We start from the raw sequence: 18987 nt of genomic DNA, 5'->3' as shown, positions 1-18987 counted from the left end.
GCCGCCTCCGCGCCCTCGTCCTTCTCATCCGAGCGACGCCGTGATCAGGGCGATGTCGTCGTCCTTGTTCTGCCCGAAGCGGTCGAGCAGCAGGTCGCACATGTCCTCGAGGTCGGTCGGTCCGGCGGCCACGGTGTCGCCGAGTTCGGCGAGGCTGGTGTCCAGGGTGGTGTTGCGGACCTCGATGAGGCCGTCCGTCACCATCAGCAGCCGGGTGCCGGGCGGGGCCGGGAGGACGGCGGGCGGCGGGTGGGGGAGGCCCAGACCCAGCAGCGGTCCGTGCGGGTGGTGGAACCGCGGGCCGTCGTGCGGGTCGATCACCAGCGGCGGGATGTGGCCGGCGTTGGCGATGTGGAGCTGGTGGTCGGGGGTGACGAGGGCGAGGCAGAGGGTCACCGTGATGCCGGGCTGGGACTGGCAGAGCAGCGTTTCGAGCCGTTGCAGGATGTGGTGCGGAGGGTGGCCCTCGATGGCGTACGCGCGCAGGGCGTGGCGGACCTCGCCCATGACGGTGGCGGCGACCAGGGAGTGGCCGACGACGTCCCCGATGGCGAGCAGCAGGCCGTTGACCGTCGGTACCGCCTCGTAGAAGTCGCCGCCGATCTCGGCGTGTTCGGAGGCGGGCAGATAGCGGAAGGCGAGTTCGACGCCGGGGACGGTCGGCATCTCCTTGGGCAGGAAGGAGCGTTGCAGGGCGAGGCCGAGGGCGTGTTCCTCGTTGTAGGTGCGCAGGGCTTCGAGCGCGAGCGCGCTGGAGTTGGCGAGCTGCTGGAAGAACTGCTCGTCGTCGGTGCCGTGCAGGGCGGTGGCGGGAACGGCGAGACAGACCGGCGGGCGGCCGCGCTTGGTCCGGGCGACCGCGAGGGCGACGTCTCCCTGGAGGCGGTCGGCGGGCAGCAGGGCCCGCCATTGGCCGGCCGGGAGGCGGGTGATCGCGATGCCGGTCTCCTCGTGCAGGCAGCGGGCCGTCAGCTGGTCCAGGAGGCCGGGCGGGACCGGGTGGGTGCGGACGGTCTCCTGCGGGCCGTCGGTCGCGCTGTGCACCGCCTGCCCGTGCGGTGAGAGGAACACCGCGGTGGCCGGGCCGGCGAGGACGGCGGCGGCTCCGCCGGTCGCCGCGGAGGCGAAGGAGTGGAAGCCGACGGCGCTGTACACGTTCAGCGTCGCGTTGTTCAGCGCGAACAGGCGTTGCGCGAGCCGTTCGGCGCGTCGGCGGGCGCGGGCGTAGCGCAGTGTGGCGGTGACGGTGGCGAGGAGTTCACCGGGGTCGATCGGCTGGTCGAGGTAGGCGTCCGCACCGCGCCGCAGGCCCTCGGCGTGGTCGTCCGGGCTCATGGCGGCCGCGGAGATCTGGATGATCGGCAGATGGGCCGTCCGCTGGGATCCCTTGACCTGTTCGCTGACCTCGAAGCCGCTCATGTCGGGGAGGAGGACGTCGATGATCGCGAGGTCCGGAAGCGCGTCGGCGGACGTGGTGTCCAGCCGTTCGAGGCCCTGCCGGCCCGTCTCGACGGCCGTGACGGTGTGTCCCGCGCGCTGCAGCCAGCTCGTGAGGAGGTACCGGTTCGTCTCGTTGTCGTCGATGACGAGGACGGTCGCGGGCAGCAGGTCCTCGGCTCTACCGGTCACGGCTCGTTCCTCCCGCATCGTGTTGCTTCGGGTACGCGTGACCGAGATCCGGCAGGCGTATCCGTACCCGCGTGCCGGCTCCGGCCTGGCTGGTGAGGGTGAGGGATCCGCCGAGGAGTTCGGTGAGGGTACGGGCGTAGGGCAGGCCGAGTCCGGTGCCGGGCCGCCTGCTCTGCAACGGGCCGCGGACCTGGTAGAACGCTTCGAAGACCCGGTCGATCTCCTCGGGCGGGATCCCGATGCCCGTGTCGGTGACGGTGAACTCGACCGCGGGGGCGGTGGGTTCGGGATCCGCGGCGACGGTCAGGCGCACCTCGCCCCGCTCGGTGAACTTCAGGGCGTTGGAGAGGACGTTGCGCAGGATCCGGACCAGGAGGGTCTCGTCGGTCACCAGGGCCGGAAGCTCTTCCAGGCCGGGCGTGGCCAGCGTGACGCCGTCCCGGCCGTGGCTGCTGACGAGGAGCCGGCTCAGGTGGGTGACGAGCAGGCGCAGATCGACGGGCTCCGGATGGATGTCGAGATGGCCGGCCTCGGCCTTCGCGACGTCGAGGAGATCGTTCACGAGGGACAGGAGCGACCGGCCGGACGACGCGATGAGTTCGACCTGTTCCCGCTGCTCGCCGAGGAGGGCCGGGGAGCCGGGGGCCAGCAGCAGTCCGGAGAGGGCGACCACGGAGTTGACGGGGGTGCGCAGCTCGTGGCTGATGTTCGTCCAGAACCGGGTCTTCGCCTCGCTCGCCTCCTGCAACTGGTGACGCTTGTCCTCCAGTTCGGAGTGCAGCGCCAGCACACCGCTGTTGGTGGTCTCCAGCTCCTGGGTCAGCTCCGAGTACAGGGCGAGCACTCCGCGGTTGGTCTCCTCCAGCTCTTCGTTGAGCCGGCGCAGTTCCTCGCGCTGGGCGCGGGTCTCCTCCAGGGTGGCGATCAAGTCCCGTGTCTGGGAGCGGAGATGGTCCGCCTCGGTGGCACGGGTGCCGCCGTGGAGGGCGTGAGCCAGCCGGTGGCGCAGCTCGTCCGGTTTCGTGTCCTCGGCGGGGAGCGGCTGGGTGATGACGACGCGGCTGACCGTCGTGCCGGCCTGGTGGTCGACCTGCACGAGCTTTCCGACCAGGTCGAGGGTGTCCCGGGCGGGCGGCGGTCCGCCGTTCCAGGAGAACGTCACGACGAGGGCGGAGGGCCGGTCGGCCGAGTCCAGGCCGAAGGTGACCTCCAGATCACGGCACCCGAGCCGGTCCCGTCCCAGTTCGCTGAGGGCGGTCGCGAGACGGACCTGGTCCTGCCGGTCCAACGCCACCGCCGTGGCCGCCTGTTGAGCACTGCGGCGCAGGCCGAAGACGTCCTGGGCGGAGAACAGGCGGAAGTGCGTCGACCGGTCGGTGGCGACGGACGCCCGGCGCTCGTCCCGTTCGCGGCCGCCCGGGGCCCGCTCAAGCCCGTCGGGTGTCATGATCGCCTCGCACGTCCCAGGTCACCAGGCATCCTTGACGACCACCACACTCGCGTCGTCCCGTCGCACGCCCGCTTCGCGCAGCAGGTGTCCGGCCACGACGAGCGGCGAGTGACCGAGCAGGCCCGGCAGGGTCTCGTGGTCCCAGCGTTCGGTCAGGCCGTCGGAGTGCATCACCAGGGCACCGTGGCGCGGCAGCGGCTCCTCGAACGTCCTCAGGCGCCGCATCTGCGCTCCGACGATCCCGGGAGCGGAGAGCAGGGCGCGGCGCCGCCCGTCACCGATGAGGAAACCGCTGACGTTGCCGATGCCGCAGTACAGCACCCGTCCGGCGGCGGGTTCGATCCGCGCCACGGCGACCGCTCCGCCGCGGGTCCCGCGCAGGGCCCGGTGCACGGCGTTGAGGACGCCCTCCGGAGTCAGGTCGCCCGTCTCGTGGAAGGCCTTGACCGCGCTCTGGCTGGCGCGGGCCGCGAGGGGGCCGTGGCCCAGGCCGTCGCAGAGCATGAGCAGGAGGACCGGCGGTCCGCTCGCGGCGGGCACGGTACGGGTGGCCCACGCGTCCCCGCACACGCTCTCCCCGCTGATGGGCCTGGTCACACCTGCGGCCCGCGCCGGCGGCGGGCCGGCGAGGACGGCGCGGCTCTCGGCGCCGCGGGGCCAGAACTGCGCGGTCATGACCGTGCCGCGGCCCGGTACCGAGTGCAGGTCGAAGTGGTCCGACAGCCGGGCGACGGCGCCGAGACCGATGCCGAGGGTGCCGGCGCTGGAGGTGCCGTCGCCCAGGGCGGCCCGGATGTCCGTCATGCCGGGGCCCGAGTCGATGGTGAGGAACTCCACTCCGGCCTCGCCGCCGGTGCGCACCACGCGCAGCAGCAGCGCCCCGTCGTCGGCGTGCCGTTGCAGGTTCGTGGCGGCCTCGGTCACGGCGAGGGCGACCTCGGCGCAGCGGTGGCTCGTCAGTCCCAGTCTCCGGGCGAGTGTCGCCGCCGCGGCCCGGGCGGCCGGTGCCAGCGAGTCGGCGTCCCGGAACCAGGCCACGTCCTCGCCGTCCACCGTGGCCGCGGTACTCACCGTGCCCACTTGACGATGGTCACGGACGTGCCCTCGCCGGGCACGGTGTCCAGCTCGAAGTCGTCGACGAGGCGACGCGCGCCGCTCAGGCCCAGGCCCAGGCCGCCGCCCGACGTCCAGCCGTCCGTCATCGCCTGCTCGATGTCGGGGATGCCGGGTCCCGAGTCCTCGAACACGGCCGCCACACCCCGCCGGCCGCGCGCGCTGACCAGCCCGGTCCTGGCCGTGCCACCGCCGCCGTAGGTCAGCGTGTTCCGGGCGAGTTCGCTGGCCGCGGTGATCATCTTCGTCTGGTCGACCAGCGAGAGACCGCACTGCTGGGACAGTGTCCGGATGATCTGGCGGACCTGCACGAGGTCGCCGCTGCGCACGATCGGATGAACCTGGAGTTCCTCTTCGGCCGTCCAGAGCGCCGTCATCGCAGGGCCGCACCGGACGGCCGCCGCAGCTTCGCCAGGCCCTTCTCCAGGTCCAGGGCGGTGCTGACACCGCCGAGCGAGAGACCCAGCTCGACCAGGGTGATGGCCACGGCCGGGCGCATGCCCACGACCACGGTACGGGCGTCGAGCATGCGGGAGATGGCGGCCATCGTCGCCAGCATGCGGCCCACGAAGGAGTCGACGATCTCCAGGGCGCTGATGTCGATGACGACACCGCCGGCCGACCTGGCGACGATCTGGTCGGCCAGGTCCTCCTGGAGATTCAGGACGGTCTGGTCCTCCAGGTCGGACTGGACGGACACCAGCAGGACGTCTCCGATCCGCAGGACCGGGATGCGCTCGCTCATCGCTGCTCGCTCCGCTGCGCGACCATGTCCACGCCGGACCGGCGCAGCGCCAGCTTGAGCGCGTCGGCGAGGCTGGCCTTCGTCACGATCCCGTCGAACTCGATGCCGAGCGCCACGATGGTCTGCGCGATCTGCGGGCTGATCCCGGACACGGTGCACTCGGCGCCCATCAGCCGGGCGGCGACGATGGTCTTGAGGAGGTGCTGAGCGACCTGCGTGTCCACGGCCGGAACGCCGGTGATGTCGATGATCGCCTGCTCGGAGCCGGTGTCGACGAGAGCCTGCAGCAGCTTCTCCATCACCACCTGGGTGCGCGCCGAGTCCAGGGTGCCCACCAGCGGTACGGCGATCACACCGTCCCACAGCCGCACGACCGGCGTGGACAGCTCCAGGAGCTGTTCGGCCTGCGCGGTGATCAGTTCCTCGCGCGTCTGCGTGTAGGTCTCGATCGTGAAGAGCCCCAGGCCGTCCAGGATGTGGCCGAGCCGCAGGTAGGCCTGGATCTCCGCGGCGCTGCCGTCCGCCAGGAGCGGTTCGAGCACCTGCTTCAGGGCGAACACGCCGACGGCGGTCTCGCTCGGCGAGAAGCCCTGCCGGGCGCGGTTCCGCGACAGCTCGGTCAGCAGGGCCCGGACCTCGTACATCTGCTCCGAGTGGACGTCGGCCGCACCCTCGCGCAGCGCCGCCACCAGGGCTTCGTAGAGTTCGCGGAGCTCGCGGTCGACCTCGGCCGCGCTCACGCGACTGCCCAGAGTCCGCGACACCTCGGCGACCCACCCGGCGGCGAGGTCCCGGTCCTTGTCGGAAAGGAGCCTCACCAGCTCTGTGGTGTTGCCCGGCTTCGCCATCTGGACGCCCCTTCGGTTTTCGTACTGATGTGCCAACATATGGCGTGTGCAGCTTACGGCACCCCTGTCGGGGTCAGCTCTCCAGTGCGTCGCGCACCGTGGGGAGGCAGGGGATGAGAGCGTCGATGCCGACGAGTTGCAGCACCCGCAGCACGGTCGGCTGTGCGCCGGCCACGCGCAGCCAGCCCTGGGCGTCCGCGGACGCGCGGTAGGCGGCGATGAGCGCGTTGATGCCCGCCGAGTCCATGAAGGTCAGCCGGGTGAGGTCGGCGACGGTCCGCGGAGTGGTGCCGTCGGCCGCCGGCGCCAGGGCCCGTCGGGCGATGTCGCGGGTGGTGTGGTCCAATTCGCCTCGCAGGGCGACGACCCGGATGCCGGCGACGGTGGTTTCGCTGACGGTCAGTTGGCCACGCTGGTCCGGATGGGCGTCTGTCACCGATTCCTCGACTGCGTTCGCTGGAGCGGCAGGGCCGCCGACTCCTGTGCGAGGAGTCACCGCAGATACTACGGGGAACAGCGCTCGTGGAACTGGGCACTTGGAGTAAGAAGAACAAGAGGCGCGGCGCACGTGGCGAACGCCTGCGGGGCAAGGGGAGTGAAGGTGACCAAGCGTGCAGCCTGTCGAGAGTGACGGCGATGAGGAATCACGTGTCCGTCCGACGACCACCGTCTTTTCCTTGGACGAGGACGACTCCTGCATCGCCCAGGCACGCCATCTGGCCGCCGACTTCCTGGCCCGTGCCCGGACCGACCACGGCGTGACGGTGTCGGCACGAGCGGTGGACCTCACCCGGCTCGTGGTCAGCGAACTGGTCACCAACGGCCGCAAGTACGCTCCCGGCCCGCTGTGGATGGAGCTGGGCATCATCCAGGGGGCGGTCGAGGTGACCGTGCGGGACAGCGTGCGGCTGCATCCCGCCGCCCGGCCGGGAGATCCCGGCCGGGTCGGACAGCACGGGCTGGAGATCGTCATGGCCGTCGCCGAGTCGTTCCAGGTCCGCCTGGAACCGACCGGCAAGAGCGTCACCGCCCGTATCGCGCTGGCCGACGGCACCGTCTCGGACGCGCCGCCCGGAAGCCGCTGACAGCCGTACCCGTACGCCGGGACGCGCGCAGGCCAGGTGCGTGGCCGTTCAGGTGACGGTGCGAATGTTCCGTTTTGCCGGATATGGCGCAGGGGAACCGGCAGCTATGACCACCGTCCCCACGCGCCGGACCCCGACCCTCCGTGCCGCCGCCACCGTGCCCCGTCTGCTGCGCTCCTGCATCGGTCTCCTCGACCGGGTGGAGAACGCCAAGGCCCTCGATCTCGTCGCGACACCCGTGCAGAAGGCCGTACGAGCCCTGCCGCTGGGCCCGCTTCGCGACGTGCTCCACGGCCGTCAGCTCGGCCATCCGCTCCATCCGGTGCTGGTGCAGGTACCGATGGGCGCCTGGCTGTCGTCCGTCGTCCTGGACTTCGTGCCCGGCGGCGGACGCTCCGCCCGCGTCCTCGTCGGGGTGGGCACGCTGGCCGCGTTGCCCGCGGGGCTGGCCGGATGGACGGACTGGGCGGAGCAGCACGAGCAGCAGATGCGGACCGGCCTGGTGCACGCGGCCGCCAACGCCGCCGCCGTGTGGCTCTTCGGCGCCTCCTTCGTCGTGCGAGGGCGCCGTCCGCTGGCCGGCCGGGCGCTCGGACTCGGCGGCCTGGTCTGCGCGGGCGTCGGCGGGTTCGTGGGCGGTCATCTCGCCTACCGGCAGGCCGCGGGACCCAACAAGGCGGAGCCCGTGGCCCATCTGGTGCGGCCGGGCTGGCACCGGCTCGGCCCGGTGGACACCCTGAGACCGGGAGTCCCCGAGCGGCGCATGCTCGGCGAGGTGCCCTTGGTGGTCGTCCGGGGCGAGAACGGCGGGATCGACGTGCTGGCGGACCGGTGCAGTCACCTGTCGGGACCGCTGTCCGAGGGCGAGGTCACGGACGGCTGCGTGGTCTGCCCCTGGCACGGCAGCGTGTTCCGGCTCTCGGACGGTGCCCCGGTGCACGGGCCGGCGACCGCGCCGCAGCCGCGCTTCGAGACCAGGACCGAGCCGGACGGCGTCCTCGCCGTCCGGCTGCCGGGCGTGGGCTGAGACGCCGGAAGTCCACGACCGGGGTGCCGGTCACGCACCGTCCGCGGTGCCCGGCCGGTCCTCGCGGTGGCGGTGGCCGGGCAGGAACTCCTGCATCTTGGCCTTGAAGCCCTGGCGCACCATGCCCGCGCGGTCGCTGTCACCCTTGAGGACGGAGGAGGCGGCCGCCTCGATCTGCTCCAGGGTGGCGTGCGGCGGGATGGGCGGGACGGCGGGGTCGGTCACGAAGTCCAGCACACAGGGCCTGTCGGCGGCAAGCGCCGTCTCCCACGCACTCCGGACGTCCTCGGGCTTCTCGACGCGCAGGCCCTCCAGACCGGCCAGCCGGGCGGCGTCGGCGTAGGGGAAGTCGGGAAGGGACTGGGAGGGCTCGAACTGCGGGGCGCCGCCCATGGCGCGCATCTCCCAGGTGACCTGGTTGAGATCCCGGTTGTTCAGGACGGCGACGACGAGACGCGGATCCTCCCACTCCCGGTAGTACTTGGCGGCGGTGATCAGCTCGGCCATGCCGTTCATCTGCATCGCGCCGTCGCCGACGAGCGCGATGGCCGGCCGGTCGCCGTGGGCGAACTTGGCGCCGATGGCGTAGGGCACGCCGGGGCCCATGGTGGCGAGCGTGCCGGACAGCGAACCGCGCATGGCGCCACGCAGTTTCAGGTGCCGGGCGTACCAGTTGGCGGCCGACCCGGAGTCGGCGGAGAGGATCACGTTCTCCGGCAGCAGGTCGTTCAGGGCGTGGACGACGTACTCGGGATTGATGGGTTCGGCGTCCACGGCGGCGCGCCGTTCCATGACCTCCCACCAGCGGGCGGTGTCCTTCTCGATCTTCTCCCGCCAGCTCCGGTCCTTCGCCCCGTCGAGCCGCGGCAGCAGCCGGCTCAGCGTCTCGCGGGCGTCGCCGACGAGGTTGACCTCGAACGGGTAGCGCAGTCCGACCATGTGCGGGTCGATGTCGATCTGCACGGCCCGCGCCTTGCCGAACTCGGGGAGGGACTGGCTGTACGGGAAGGACGACCCGATGACGAGGAGGGTGTCGCAGCCGGTCATGAGTTCGTACGACGGCCGGGTCCCCAGCAGGCCGATGGAGCCGGTGACGTACGGCAGGTCGTCGTCGAGGGCGTCCTTGCCCAGCAGCGCCTTGGCCACTCCGGCGCCGAGCCTGTCGGCCACCTCCATGACCTCCTGGCGGGCTCCGCGGGCGCCCTGCCCGACGAGGATCGCCACCTTCTCACCGGAGTTGAGGACCTCGGCGGCACGGGCGAGATCCTCGTCGGCGGGCACGGGTGCGTAGTGCGGCGTGCCGAGGCTGGAGGGGACCATCTTGAAGGCGTGACCGGGCGCGGAGTAGTCCAGTTCCTGCACGTCGGCGGGGACGATCACGGCCGTGACCGAGCGGCGGGCCATCGCGGTCCGCATGGCCCGGTCCAGCACGTTGGGCAGCTGCTCGGGCACGGTCACCATCTCGCAGAAGTCCGAGGCGACGTCCTTGTAGAGGCTCAGCAGGTCGACCTCCTGCTGATAGGAGCCGCCCATGGCGCTGCGGTTGGTCTGCCCGACGATCGCGACGACCGGCACGTGGTCGAGCTTGGCGTCGTACAGGCCGTTGAGCAGGTGGATGGCCCCGGGCCCCGAGGTGGCGGCGCAGACACCGACGCGGCCGGAGAACTTGGCGTAGCCCACCGCCTGGAAGGCGGACATCTCCTCATGGCGGGCCTGGATGAAACGCGGGTTGTCGTCGGCGCGGCCCCAGGCCGCGAGCAGGCCGTTGATGCCGTCGCCGGGATAGGCGAATACGTGCTCCACACCCCATTCGCGCAAACGCTCGAGGATCTTGTCGGAGACCTTCTGCGACATGTTCGAAGACCTTTCCTGGTGTGCTGAGGGCGATGGCTACGGCATTCGCGGAGAGGGACGGGCGGTGTGCCGGGGCGGCGGCCCGTGCCGTGGGCCGGTCCGTCGCCCCGGCCGGGTACCCGCTGCGGGACCGAGCAAAGACGCGTTCTGCTCCGCGTCGGCGGGCACCGTCAGCGGTCGGCGCGCGCGGAGACGTCCTCCGCCACCCGTCGGTCGACGGCGGATCGCACCAGGCCCGCCGCGAGCGCCGGGAAATCCTCGTCGTCCGCCAGCCGGGCGAGCGCGTCCGGTGACGTCGGGAGACCGAAGCGGGCGGCGCCCTGGAGCGTCTTCGCGTCGGACCGCGGGCCGAGGCCGCACCGGCTGATCTCGGCAAGCTCGCCCCCCGTGGGGTGTCCGAAGGACGGCGGGGTAGAAGACTGCTCGGAACCTGAGACGGGAGGCCGAGGACGTGGACTGGGGTGGGTTCGCGCAGCAGATGGCGGCGATGGCGCGTGATCTGCTGGCACAGGATTCGGTGGGCGGCACACTGGAGCGGATCACGGGTTCGGCGACCGAACTGGTCGAATTCTGCGACGCGGCCGGCATCCTCGTGCTGCACGACCGGCAGGCGGAATCCGTCGCCCCCACCCACCAGCTGGCCGTCGACAGCGACCGGCTCCAGGAACACCTGGGGGAGGGCCCGTGCTTCGACGCCGCGAGGAGTTCGCTCGGCGAGCGGGTCTTCCGGATCTCCGACCTCACCGCGGAGCAGCAGCGCTGGCCCGCCTACGCCCCGCAGGCCCACAAGCTGGGGATCGGCAGCATGATGGGTTTCCTGCTGTACACCGACGAAGAAGACCTCGGCGCGCTGAACCTGTACTCCCGCGAGCCCGGCGCGTTCACCGCCACCAGCGAGACGGCCGGCCTGCTGCTGGCCTCCCACGCCGCGGTGGCCTTCTCCGCCGCCCGCACCCACGCCCAGATGGAAGAGGCCGTCGCCACTCGCCACACCATCGGCGAGGCCATGGGCATCCTCATGGGAGCCCGCCACCTCACAGAGGACCAGGCCTTCGACGTCCTGCGCCGCTACTCCCAGGAACAGAACGTCAAGCTCCGCGAGATCGCCCGCCGCGTCTGCGCACAGGGCGCCCTGTAGCCGCGATGAAGGGGGCTTCTCCGGCTCAAGGGCCGAACCGGAGAAGCCTGGACCGGGCCGGTTCCCCCGGGGGACATCTCCCGCACCCGTTCCTTGCCTCCGGGTCCCCTGCCTGATCGGTCTCAGACCTACGCGCCAGGACCCACCACGCCCGGCGTCCCCACACCCGAGGTTTGCGGTGCGCGATCGGGGGCACCCGGAAGTTCAGTGCTTCGGACCGGAGGCGCATGCCCAGCGGGGACATCCCCCTACTGCCTGGCTCCTCCGGTGCCGGGTCTCCTCGTTGCGGCACCCCTGACCAAGCGTTCAGAGATCCGGAATCCGAATTCCGGGCTTTCGAACATCCGTCCAGGAGCTGTTCGCATGCCCAGCAACACGACCTCCAGCCGGTCCCGCACGCCCGCGCCCACCACGCGCACCCTCTCCCGGCACCCCCACGACGACGCCCCCGACACCGCCACCCTGTTCGCCCGGCTCGCCGCCCTCGGTGACGGCCCCGAACGGGACGCGCTGCGCGACGACCTGGTCGCCGCCTGGCTGCCCATGGCCCACCGCATCGCCGGACGCTTCCGCGACCGCGGCGAGAACATCGAGGACCTGCGCCAGGTCGCCGCCCTCGGCCTGGTCAAGGCCGTCGACCGCTATGAACCGTCCCGCGGCGCCTTCGAGAGCTACGCGGTCCCCACCATCACCGGCGAGGTCAAGCGGCACTTCCGCGACCGGATGTGGGCGCTGCGCGTGCCCCGCAGCGTGCAGGAACTGCGCAACCGCGTACGGGTGGCCCGTCGCGAACTCATCCAGCAGCCGGGCAGCCCGGAACCGTCCCGTGCCGCACTCGCCGCCCACACCGGGCTGACCGAGGACGAGGTCAAGGCCGGTCTGGAGGCGCTGGAGAGTTTCAGCACCCTGTCCCTGGACGCCGAACTCTCCGCCGGCGAGGACGGCCACAGCCTCGCCGACACCCTCGGCGACGAGGACGGCTCCTTCGACACCGTCGTGGACCGGGAAGCCGTCAAGGAAGGCCTGCGAGGACTGCCCGAGAGGGAGCGGGACATCCTCTACATGCGCTTCTTCGAGGACATGACGCAGAGCAGGATCGCCGACAAGCTCGGCATCTCCCAGATGCACGTCTCCCGCCTCATCACCCGCAGCTGCGCCACGGTCCGGGCCCAGGCCCTCCACCAGTGACGCCCGCCGGAACGCCGCACGCCCCCCACCCGCAGCCCGCATCCGAGGAGCTCGTCCCATGCTCATGCCCGACCCCGCCACCCTGCGCAGACTGCTCACGGAGTACGAGACGCTCCTCGTGGCCGAGGCGCGCGTCGACGGCACCGAGCCGCCTGCCCGGCTGGAGGACCTGGTCTACACGCTGTGCGTGTCCACCGGGACGCGGGAGATCGCCGAGGCGCTGCGAGTGGCGCACGACTACCTCGGCCGGCCGATCGACGGCAGCGGCGGCACGGGAGCGGGTGCGGTGACCGGGACGGACCAGGTGCGGACCGTCGTGCCGGCCGGCCATCTGCGGCGCCCGTCGGGAGACACACCTCTCCTACACAGCGGAATCCCGCACACCGGCGAGCCGACCGCCGTACCGGCGGAACGACCGCTCGGAGCGGCCTAGGCTTCGCACGCGGAAGGCGTCCGGCTCGTACGGCGCCCTCCGCGGCCCTTCACCCGTACTGTGGCCCGTCCCGTTTCCCGCGGGACGGGCCACAGCCGTCTGCGGGCGGATCCGAGCCGGTCAGGCGGAAAGGCCCTCACGAAGGTCGCCGGTCGGGACTGCCCATGACGCCGTCCGGGGCGGAAGAACCGACGACGCCGAATCGTCCGCGGCGAGGTCGAGGCCCGACGGCCCGGCTCTCGCCGCGTGCCCGAGGCGACCCTGATGTGGTCCACGATCGTCGTCGTCCTCGGCACGCTCGCCGGTGTCGCGCCGGCGGGGGCCATCGAGACCGCGTGGCGGACGGCCATGGACCTGCCCGACATCGTCCTGGGGCCGGTGACCGGTGGGCCGGTTCGCGCCCGAGGTGGAGGAGGCCCTGGAAGCCGCGCGGGCCCGCTGCCGAAGCGCCCACACGCCCTCCGGATCGCGGGCACCGCCTGTGTGAAGGCCCGTTGAGGAACGCCTGGGCGAACTCCCCTTGTCTGTGAGCCAGATGGACCGGTTGCACGCTCAACTTCGGCCAGGACTGGCCTGTTTGAGTCACCGGAAGATCATTAATGTGTCACGTGAGCGCAGGCATCTACCTGAGGAGTTCCGTGTCCGCTGCACCGCTGGTTCCCGACATCCTTTCGCCCGAGTTCGCCATGGACCCCTACCCCGCCTACGCGGTGATGCGGGAGAAGGAACCGCTCATCTGGCACGAGGCGACCCGGAGTTACATCATCTCCCGCTACCAGGACGTCGAGCGCGTCTTCAAGGACAAGAACGCGGAGTTCACGACCGACAACTACAACTGGCAGCTGGAGCCGGTCCACGGCAAGACCATCCTGCAGCTGAGCGGCCGCGAGCACGCGGTGCGCCGGGCGCTCGTCGCCCCCGCCTTCCGGGGCAGCGACCTGCAGGAGAAGTTCATGCCGGTCATCGAGCGCAACTCGCGTGAACTCATCGACGCCTTCCGTCAGGTGGGCTCCGCCGACATCGTCGCCGACTACGCGACCCGGTTCCCGGTCAACGTCATCGCGGACATGCTGGGCCTGGACAAGGCCGACCACACCCGCTTCCACGGCTGGTACACCGCCGTGATCGCCTTCCTCGGCAACCTCTCCGGCGACCCCGGCGTGACCGCGGCGGGCGAGCGCACCCGGGTGGAGTTCGCCGAATACATGATCCCGATCATCCGCGAACGGCGCGACAACCTGGGGGACGACCTGCTGTCCTCGCTGTGCGCCGCCGAGGTCGACGGCGTCCGGATGAGCGACGAGGACATCAAGGCCTTCTGCAGCCTGCTGCTCGCGGCCGGCGGCGAGACCACCGACAAGGCGATCGCGAGCATCCTGGCCAACCTGCTGCTGCACCCGGAGCAGCTCGCGGCGGTCCGCGAGGACCGGAGCCTGATAGCGGCGGCCTTCGCGGAGACGCTGCGCTACACCCCGCCGGTGCACATGATCATGCGGCAGTCGGCCACGGACGTCGAGGTCAGCGGCGGCACCATCCCGGCCGGGGCCACCGTCACCTGCCTCATCGGTGCCGCCAACCGGGACGAGCAGCGCTACCGCGAACCCGACCGGTTCGACATCTTCCGCGACGACCTCACCACGACGTCGGCCTTCTCGGCCGCCGCCGACCACCTGGCCTTCGCGCTCGGCCGTCACTTCTGCGTCGGCGCGCTGCTGGCCAAGGCGGAGGTCGAGACCGGAGTGAACCAGCTGCTCGACGCGATGCCCGACCTCCGCCTCGCCGACGGCTTCGACCCCGTCGAGCAGGGGGTGTTCACCCGCGGACCGCAGTCGCTGCCGGTCCGCTTCACGCCGAACGCCGGCTGAGAGCCGTCGCCGGTTCCACGGTCGCGCCGACGATCCGGGCAGCCGCCGTACACCTGCCCGGCCCGGCGGCGCGGGCCGCGACCGCTACTGGACGGTCGGGGTGAACCGCACCGGCAGAGACGTCAGTCCCCGCATCCACACCGACGGACGCCATGTCAGGTCCGCCGACTCGACGGCCAGCACCAGGTCGGGCAGGCGCTCCAGCAGCGTCTCCACCGCGGTGCGTGCCATCACGTCCGCGAGGAGCGGCGCCGGATAGGGGCAGCGGTGCTCGCCGTTGCTGAACGACAGGTGCGCCGAGTTCTCCGCGCCGACGTGCGACTCGGGCCAGATCTGCGGGTCGGTGTTGGCCGCCGCGAGGCCGAGGACGAGACAGTCGCCCTCCCTGATCAGGCGACCGCCGAGCTGCGTGTCGCGCACGGCCCAGCGGCCGATGAAGTTCTGGGTCGGGGTGTCCAGCCACAGCACCTCGTTGAGGGCCTCGCCGACGCTCACCCGGCCTCCGGAGACGTTGAGCGCGAACCGCTCGTCGGTCAGCAGCAGCCGGAGCGTGTTGCAGATCCAGTTGGCCGTCGGCTGCTGTGCGGCGGCGATGACGGAGATCAGGTCCTGCACGATCTCCTCGTCACTGAGCCCCGCCGGGTCCAGCAGCATCCGCGAGGTGACGTCCGAACCCGGCCGCTCCCGCTTCTCCTTGACGAGCCGCGTGATCCGCTCGCCGACGCGCATGTACGCCGCCACCGGATCGTCGTCCTCGCCCGCGTCGAGCGAGATCCGCAGGTCGTCGACGAGTTGCTCGGTGTCCGTGCTGTCCTGCGGCATGCCGCACATCCACAGCACGCCACGGGCCGGCAGCGCGTGCGCGTACGTGCTCATCAGCTCGGCCTCACCGCTGCCGGCGAACGAGGAGATCAACTGTCCGGCGATCAGCTCGCATTCACGGGCCAGCTCGAACTGGTCCACGCCCTCCAGCGCCTGCGTGATGACACCCGCACGGCGCTGGTGCTCCGTCCCCTCCGTGAACAGCACCGAGGGCTGGTGGCCGACGTACGGCAGCAGCGGCCAGTCCGGCGGGATGGCGTCCCACTGGTTCCACCGCCGCGAGTCCCGCGCGAACAGCTCGTCATGGCTGGTGACGTAGGAGACCTCGGGGTAGCCGAGGACGAGCCAGGCCGGGATGTCGCCGTCCAGCAGCACCGGCGCGACCGGTCCGTGTTCCCGGCGCAGGGAGCGGTACAGCTGCGAGGGCGTCTGCTGGTACTGGAGGCCGGCCAGCTGCACGGCGGAGCCGTGCGCGGGGCAGCCCGGCGGCGGCGCGGACGGGGAGCCGGTGGGGTCGCTCACGGTGTGCTCTCCTGGGACAGGGCCATTGAGTAGAGGTGGTCCACGAGGGTGATGAGGACCTCCTTGCAGGAGGACCGGACCCGGGCGTCGCAATCGACCATCGGGACGTGCTCGCCGAGGGCGAGGGCCTTGCGGATCTCTTCGAGCGAGAAGCGGCTCGCGTCGTCGTCGAAGCGGTTCACCGCGACCACGAACGGCGTCCGGTGGTGTTCCAGTCGGTCTATCGCGTACCAGGAGTCCTGCATGCGGCGCGTGTCGACGAGGACGACCGCGCCCAGCGTGCCGGAGAACAGACGGTCCCACAGGAACCAGAAGCGCTCCTGGCCCGGTGCGCCGAACAGGTACAGGACCATGCGCTGATTGAGGCTGATGCGGCCGAAGTCGAACGCGACGGTCGTGGTGGTCTTGCGCTCCACGCCGGCCGTCTCGTCGACGCCCTGCCCCGCCTGCGTCATGACCTCCTCGGTGTTCAGCGGCCTGATCTCGCTCACCGAGCGCACCAGGGTGGTCTTTCCCACGCCGAAGCCGCCGACGACGACGATCTTCAGGCCGGTCTCGGCGGTGTCGGTCAGCGGCGTGCGCTGGGAGGGCAGCTCAGAGGTTGCGGAGCCCATGGAGGACCTCCTGGAGCAGGGCGGTTTCGGGGAGCGAGGCGACCGACTCGGCCGCCCGGGGGTGACGGGCGCTGACCTTGCCCATGTCATGAAGGTCGCCGACGAGGATCCGGGTGACGGTGACGGGCAGCTTCAGTTCGGCGGAGATCTCGACCAGCGCCGTGGGGTGACGACACAGTTCGAGGATCCGCACGTACTCGGACTGCATGCCGGTGCTGGGTTCGCTCTCGCTGACGATCAGCGTCACCAGGTCGAAGGCGTCATCGGCGGTGCTGCGGCCGCCCGTGACCATGTAGAGCCGGTCGGGATCGCCCACGTCCACGGGTTTGTGCATCACGCGGACGCACCTCGGGCGGCGGGCGTGCGCGGCTCGGCCCGCAGATGCTCGCCGATCTGCTCGACGAGTTCCGTCATCTGGTGGCCGACGACGCCGGGGTCGGCGTCCTCCTGTGCGATGACCGCGAGGTGCGCGCCCTCGCCGGCCTCGACGATGAACAGCAACCCGCCGTGGAACTCGGTCATGGAGTGCCGTACGCCGCCCGATCCGTCGCCGAACTCGGCGGAGGCGCCCTGCGCGAGGGCCTGGATGCCGGAGCAGATGGCCGCCAGCTGGTCGGCCTGGTCGAGCGCCATGTGCTCCGTCCAGCACAGCTTCAGGCCGTCCCGGGACAGGACGAGCGCGTGGCGCGTGCCCGGTGTGCGCTCCAAGAGGTTCGTCAGGAGCCAGGTGAGGCTGTTGTCAGTGGTCTCCATGGTGGCTGGGACGGGTTGTGACCGGTGTGGTCACCCGGCCCGTTCCTCCAATCCATCGTCTGCGGTGGCGAAGCGCGGTGGCGGCGGGCTGCTGCCCTTGAGGAGTACGCGCGGGGGCGTACGGGGGTGTGATCGCTCGCGGCCTAGTCGGCCGCTGTTCCCGGCCCGTTCTCGGGCCGGGGGGCCGGGTCGGGGGCCGCACCGCCGTGCCGGGCACGGTGGAAGGCGCCGAACTGGCTTCCGGCGTCGCGCGCCGGTCCCGGCTCGCCGGACCCGGCCGAGGGCGCGGGGACCGACGGTTTCTGCCGGGAGCGCTCGGCCTCGGCCATGGTGCGGCCGGGGGCGCGTACGGGCAGGCCGTTGTCGGTGACGGGGTCCTGGCCGGACGAGGGTGCGGGACCGGGCTCGGGCACGAGGTCCGCGGGCGCGACGGGCGGTGCGAGCGGGGCGGCCGGCTCCGGCGCCGCGGGGGCGGGCGCGGTCACCGGGGCCTGGGCACCGCGCCGCGGCCGCTCGACGAGCGGTTCCCGCTGCTGGGCCACCAGCTGCTGCGGCAGCAGTACGACGACTCCGGTTCCGCCGCGCGAGGAGGGCCGGTAGTTGACGCTGATGCCGTACCGCTCGGCGAGCCGCCCCACCACGGCCAGGCCGAGGCGGGTGCCCTGCAGCGAGGCGAGGTCGGTGACCCGGCCCGACACGGACTCCTCCGCCCGGCGCATGGCGGCGTCGGACATCTTCAGACCGCTGTCCTCGATGGTGACGACGACGCCCGCGCTGCGCTCCTCCACGTAGACGTGGACCTCGTCGATGGGCGGCGAGAAGTTGGCCGCGTTGTCCATGAGCTCGGCGAGCAGGTGCATCACGCCCTCGGCGGCGAAGCCCGCGATCGCGGCCTTGCTGGAGGAGTGCAGCCGCACCCGCCGGTAGGCGGCGATCCGGCCGACCGCGCCGCGCAGGATGCTCTCCATGACGATCGGCTTGTTCCAGACACGGCTGGATCGGCCGCCCATCAGCAGCGCGAGCCGGTCGGTCATGAGGCCGAGCTGAGAGGTGCTGTGGTCAAGCCGGAGCAGGTCGCCGAAGACCTCGCCGCCGTGGCGGTCCTGCATGTCCCGCAGGTCGGCCAGCATCGAGACGGTCTTCGCCTGGACCCGGCTCAGCGCCTTGGCCGAGGCGGCCTGGGCGGCGGCGGACCGCCGTTCGCTGTACGCCAGTTCCCGGACGAACCATTCCGCCGAACCGGCCAGCATGTCGTCCTGCGGCCAGGCCAGTTTGGTGAGGACGGTGTTGCCTGAACTGCCCTCCCGCAGCAGGGCCACCGCGGCGGGCAGCGTCTCGCCGGTCAGGCGCTCCAGTTCCGCCCTCTCCTGCGTCAGTTCGGACCGCGCGGTACGCAGCTGCTCCTCGGCGTGGGCGGTGCGTCGAACCGATTCGGCGAGTTCACCGGCGAACGTGTGCAGTATCTGGCGCAGGTGCGGGTCGGAGGGGACGGCCACCCGGGAGAGCGCTTCGTCGGCGCTCGCGCCGCCCTTCAGGTGCCGTGCGACGCCCGGCAGGCTGACACCCACGAGCTGCGCCGTCTGCGCCTCCTGGCGCCGCCAGTTGTCCTTGGTCATCTCCAGCTCGCCACCGGAGGAGTCCGCCTGTCGCAGGGCGCGGCGCAGGAGGAAGGAGGCGGTGCTGACGACGGCCACGAGGCAGACGCAGGCGGCGACCGCCGTGCCCATGACCCAGGTGCGGGCGCCTTCGGGAGCGAGGAGGACCGTGGTGGCGGCGCCCGCGGCCGCGAGGACCAGGATCACCGGGAACACGGTGGGGGATGAGCGCGCCCCTTTCCCGCGTCGACGCTGACGGGGGCGAGCAGGCACTGGCATTCCGCGGTCCCTCGGTCCGTACGAGCA

At 71.6% G+C, this 18987-nt stretch carries 20 protein-coding genes; 7 read left to right on the top strand and 13 right to left on the bottom strand.

Features of this window, described 5'->3' with window-relative positions; genetic code table 11:
• Positions 1-24: 24 nt before the first annotated feature.
• The 7 genes from ACIRQ9_RS08630 to ACIRQ9_RS08600 form a co-directional block, all read right to left on the bottom strand.
• The gene (locus ACIRQ9_RS08630) at positions 25-1647 is read right to left on the bottom strand and encodes a SpoIIE family protein phosphatase (RefSeq protein ID WP_404168552.1); all 1623 of its coding nucleotides are present in this window, start codon (positions 1645-1647) and stop codon (positions 25-27) included.
• A complete protein-coding gene (locus ACIRQ9_RS08625) occupies positions 1619-3076 on the bottom strand; it encodes a sensor histidine kinase (protein WP_404168549.1) in 1458 nt (485 codons plus the stop codon). Before ACIRQ9_RS08625 ends, ACIRQ9_RS08630 begins: the two co-directional genes overlap by 29 nt.
• Positions 3077-3097: 21 nt before the next feature.
• Complete coding sequence (locus ACIRQ9_RS08620) at positions 3098-4159, bottom strand: ATP-binding SpoIIE family protein phosphatase (protein WP_404168547.1); 1062 nt, start codon at positions 4157-4159, stop codon at positions 3098-3100.
• On the bottom strand, positions 4147-4569 hold the full coding sequence (locus ACIRQ9_RS08615) for an anti-sigma regulatory factor (protein ID WP_404168544.1): 423 nt from the start codon (positions 4567-4569) through the stop codon (positions 4147-4149). Before ACIRQ9_RS08615 ends, ACIRQ9_RS08620 begins: the two co-directional genes overlap by 13 nt.
• Positions 4566-4937 (bottom strand): STAS domain-containing protein, encoded by a 372-nt coding sequence (locus tag ACIRQ9_RS08610; protein WP_404168541.1) that lies wholly within the window; start codon positions 4935-4937, stop codon positions 4566-4568. The genes ACIRQ9_RS08615 and ACIRQ9_RS08610 overlap by 4 nt, the downstream gene beginning before the upstream one ends.
• The gene (locus ACIRQ9_RS08605; RefSeq protein WP_404168538.1) at positions 4934-5785 is read right to left on the bottom strand and encodes an STAS domain-containing protein; all 852 of its coding nucleotides are present in this window, start codon (positions 5783-5785) and stop codon (positions 4934-4936) included. Before ACIRQ9_RS08605 ends, ACIRQ9_RS08610 begins: the two co-directional genes overlap by 4 nt.
• 73 nt (positions 5786-5858) lie before the next feature.
• A complete protein-coding gene (locus ACIRQ9_RS08600) occupies positions 5859-6221 on the bottom strand; it encodes an STAS domain-containing protein (protein WP_404168535.1) in 363 nt (120 codons plus the stop codon).
• A 241-nt stretch (positions 6222-6462) separates the two neighbouring features.
• Here ACIRQ9_RS08600 and ACIRQ9_RS08595 point away from each other — a divergent pair, with 241 nt between their 5' ends.
• Together ACIRQ9_RS08595 and ACIRQ9_RS08590 are read left to right on the top strand one after the other, a co-directional pair.
• Positions 6463-6870 carry an ATP-binding protein gene (locus tag ACIRQ9_RS08595; RefSeq protein ID WP_404168532.1) on the top strand — a complete coding sequence of 136 codons (408 nt, stop codon included), beginning with the start codon at positions 6463-6465 and terminating at the stop codon, positions 6868-6870.
• Positions 6871-6976: 106 nt separating this feature from the next.
• Complete coding sequence (locus ACIRQ9_RS08590) at positions 6977-7897, top strand: Rieske 2Fe-2S domain-containing protein (RefSeq protein WP_404168529.1); 921 nt, start codon at positions 6977-6979, stop codon at positions 7895-7897.
• Between the two features lie 30 nt (positions 7898-7927).
• Here ACIRQ9_RS08590 and ACIRQ9_RS08585 read toward each other — a convergent pair whose 3' ends face one another.
• Complete coding sequence (locus ACIRQ9_RS08585) at positions 7928-9751, bottom strand: thiamine pyrophosphate-requiring protein (protein ID WP_404168526.1); 1824 nt, start codon at positions 9749-9751, stop codon at positions 7928-7930.
• Between the two features lie 478 nt (positions 9752-10229).
• Here ACIRQ9_RS08585 and ACIRQ9_RS08580 point away from each other — a divergent pair, with 478 nt between their 5' ends.
• From ACIRQ9_RS08580 to ACIRQ9_RS08560, 5 genes are all read left to right on the top strand, one after another.
• Positions 10230-10889 (top strand): GAF and ANTAR domain-containing protein, encoded by a 660-nt coding sequence (locus tag ACIRQ9_RS08580; RefSeq protein ID WP_404168992.1) that lies wholly within the window; start codon positions 10230-10232, stop codon positions 10887-10889.
• 363 nt (positions 10890-11252) lie between these two features.
• A complete protein-coding gene (locus ACIRQ9_RS08575) occupies positions 11253-12077 on the top strand; it encodes a SigB/SigF/SigG family RNA polymerase sigma factor (protein WP_404168523.1) in 825 nt (274 codons plus the stop codon).
• A 58-nt stretch (positions 12078-12135) separates the two neighbouring features.
• Positions 12136-12510 (top strand): DUF5133 domain-containing protein, encoded by a 375-nt coding sequence (locus tag ACIRQ9_RS08570; protein ID WP_404168520.1) that lies wholly within the window; start codon positions 12136-12138, stop codon positions 12508-12510.
• Between the two features lie 246 nt (positions 12511-12756).
• Positions 12757-13008, top strand: coding sequence for a hypothetical protein (locus tag ACIRQ9_RS08565; RefSeq protein ID WP_404168518.1), 252 nt, complete (start codon positions 12757-12759; stop codon positions 13006-13008).
• 140 nt (positions 13009-13148) lie between these two features.
• Positions 13149-14375, top strand: a complete 1227-nt coding sequence (locus tag ACIRQ9_RS08560; protein WP_404168516.1) for a cytochrome P450 — start codon at positions 13149-13151, stop codon at positions 14373-14375.
• An 84-nt stretch (positions 14376-14459) separates the two neighbouring features.
• On the opposite strand, the gene ACIRQ9_RS08555 is transcribed toward ACIRQ9_RS08560, so the two are convergent.
• The 5 genes from ACIRQ9_RS08555 to ACIRQ9_RS08535 all read right to left on the bottom strand — a co-directional run bounded on the left by ACIRQ9_RS08555 (position 14460) and on the right by ACIRQ9_RS08535 (position 18960).
• On the bottom strand, positions 14460-15719 hold the full coding sequence (locus ACIRQ9_RS08555; protein WP_404168514.1) for a cytochrome P450: 1260 nt from the start codon (positions 15717-15719) through the stop codon (positions 14460-14462).
• Positions 15716-16333, bottom strand: coding sequence for an ATP/GTP-binding protein (locus ACIRQ9_RS08550; protein ID WP_351324384.1), 618 nt, complete (start codon positions 16331-16333; stop codon positions 15716-15718). The genes ACIRQ9_RS08555 and ACIRQ9_RS08550 overlap by 4 nt, the downstream gene beginning before the upstream one ends.
• Positions 16314-16670 (bottom strand): DUF742 domain-containing protein, encoded by a 357-nt coding sequence (locus ACIRQ9_RS08545; protein ID WP_404168512.1) that lies wholly within the window; start codon positions 16668-16670, stop codon positions 16314-16316. The genes ACIRQ9_RS08550 and ACIRQ9_RS08545 overlap by 20 nt, the downstream gene beginning before the upstream one ends.
• Complete coding sequence (locus ACIRQ9_RS08540; protein WP_404168510.1) at positions 16667-17086, bottom strand: roadblock/LC7 domain-containing protein; 420 nt, start codon at positions 17084-17086, stop codon at positions 16667-16669. Before ACIRQ9_RS08540 ends, ACIRQ9_RS08545 begins: the two co-directional genes overlap by 4 nt.
• Before the next feature lie 143 nt (positions 17087-17229).
• The gene (locus ACIRQ9_RS08535) at positions 17230-18960 is read right to left on the bottom strand and encodes an ATP-binding protein (protein WP_404168508.1); all 1731 of its coding nucleotides are present in this window, start codon (positions 18958-18960) and stop codon (positions 17230-17232) included.
• Positions 18961-18987: the final 27 nt, after the last annotated feature.

The sequence above is a fragment of the Streptomyces sp. NPDC101237 genome, assembly GCF_044767465.1.
Taxonomy (GTDB): domain Bacteria; phylum Actinomycetota; class Actinomycetes; order Streptomycetales; family Streptomycetaceae; genus Streptomyces; species Streptomyces gramineus.
The sequence above is the reverse complement of the archived record's forward strand: the minus strand, read 5'-3'. Positions and strand labels throughout refer to the sequence as shown.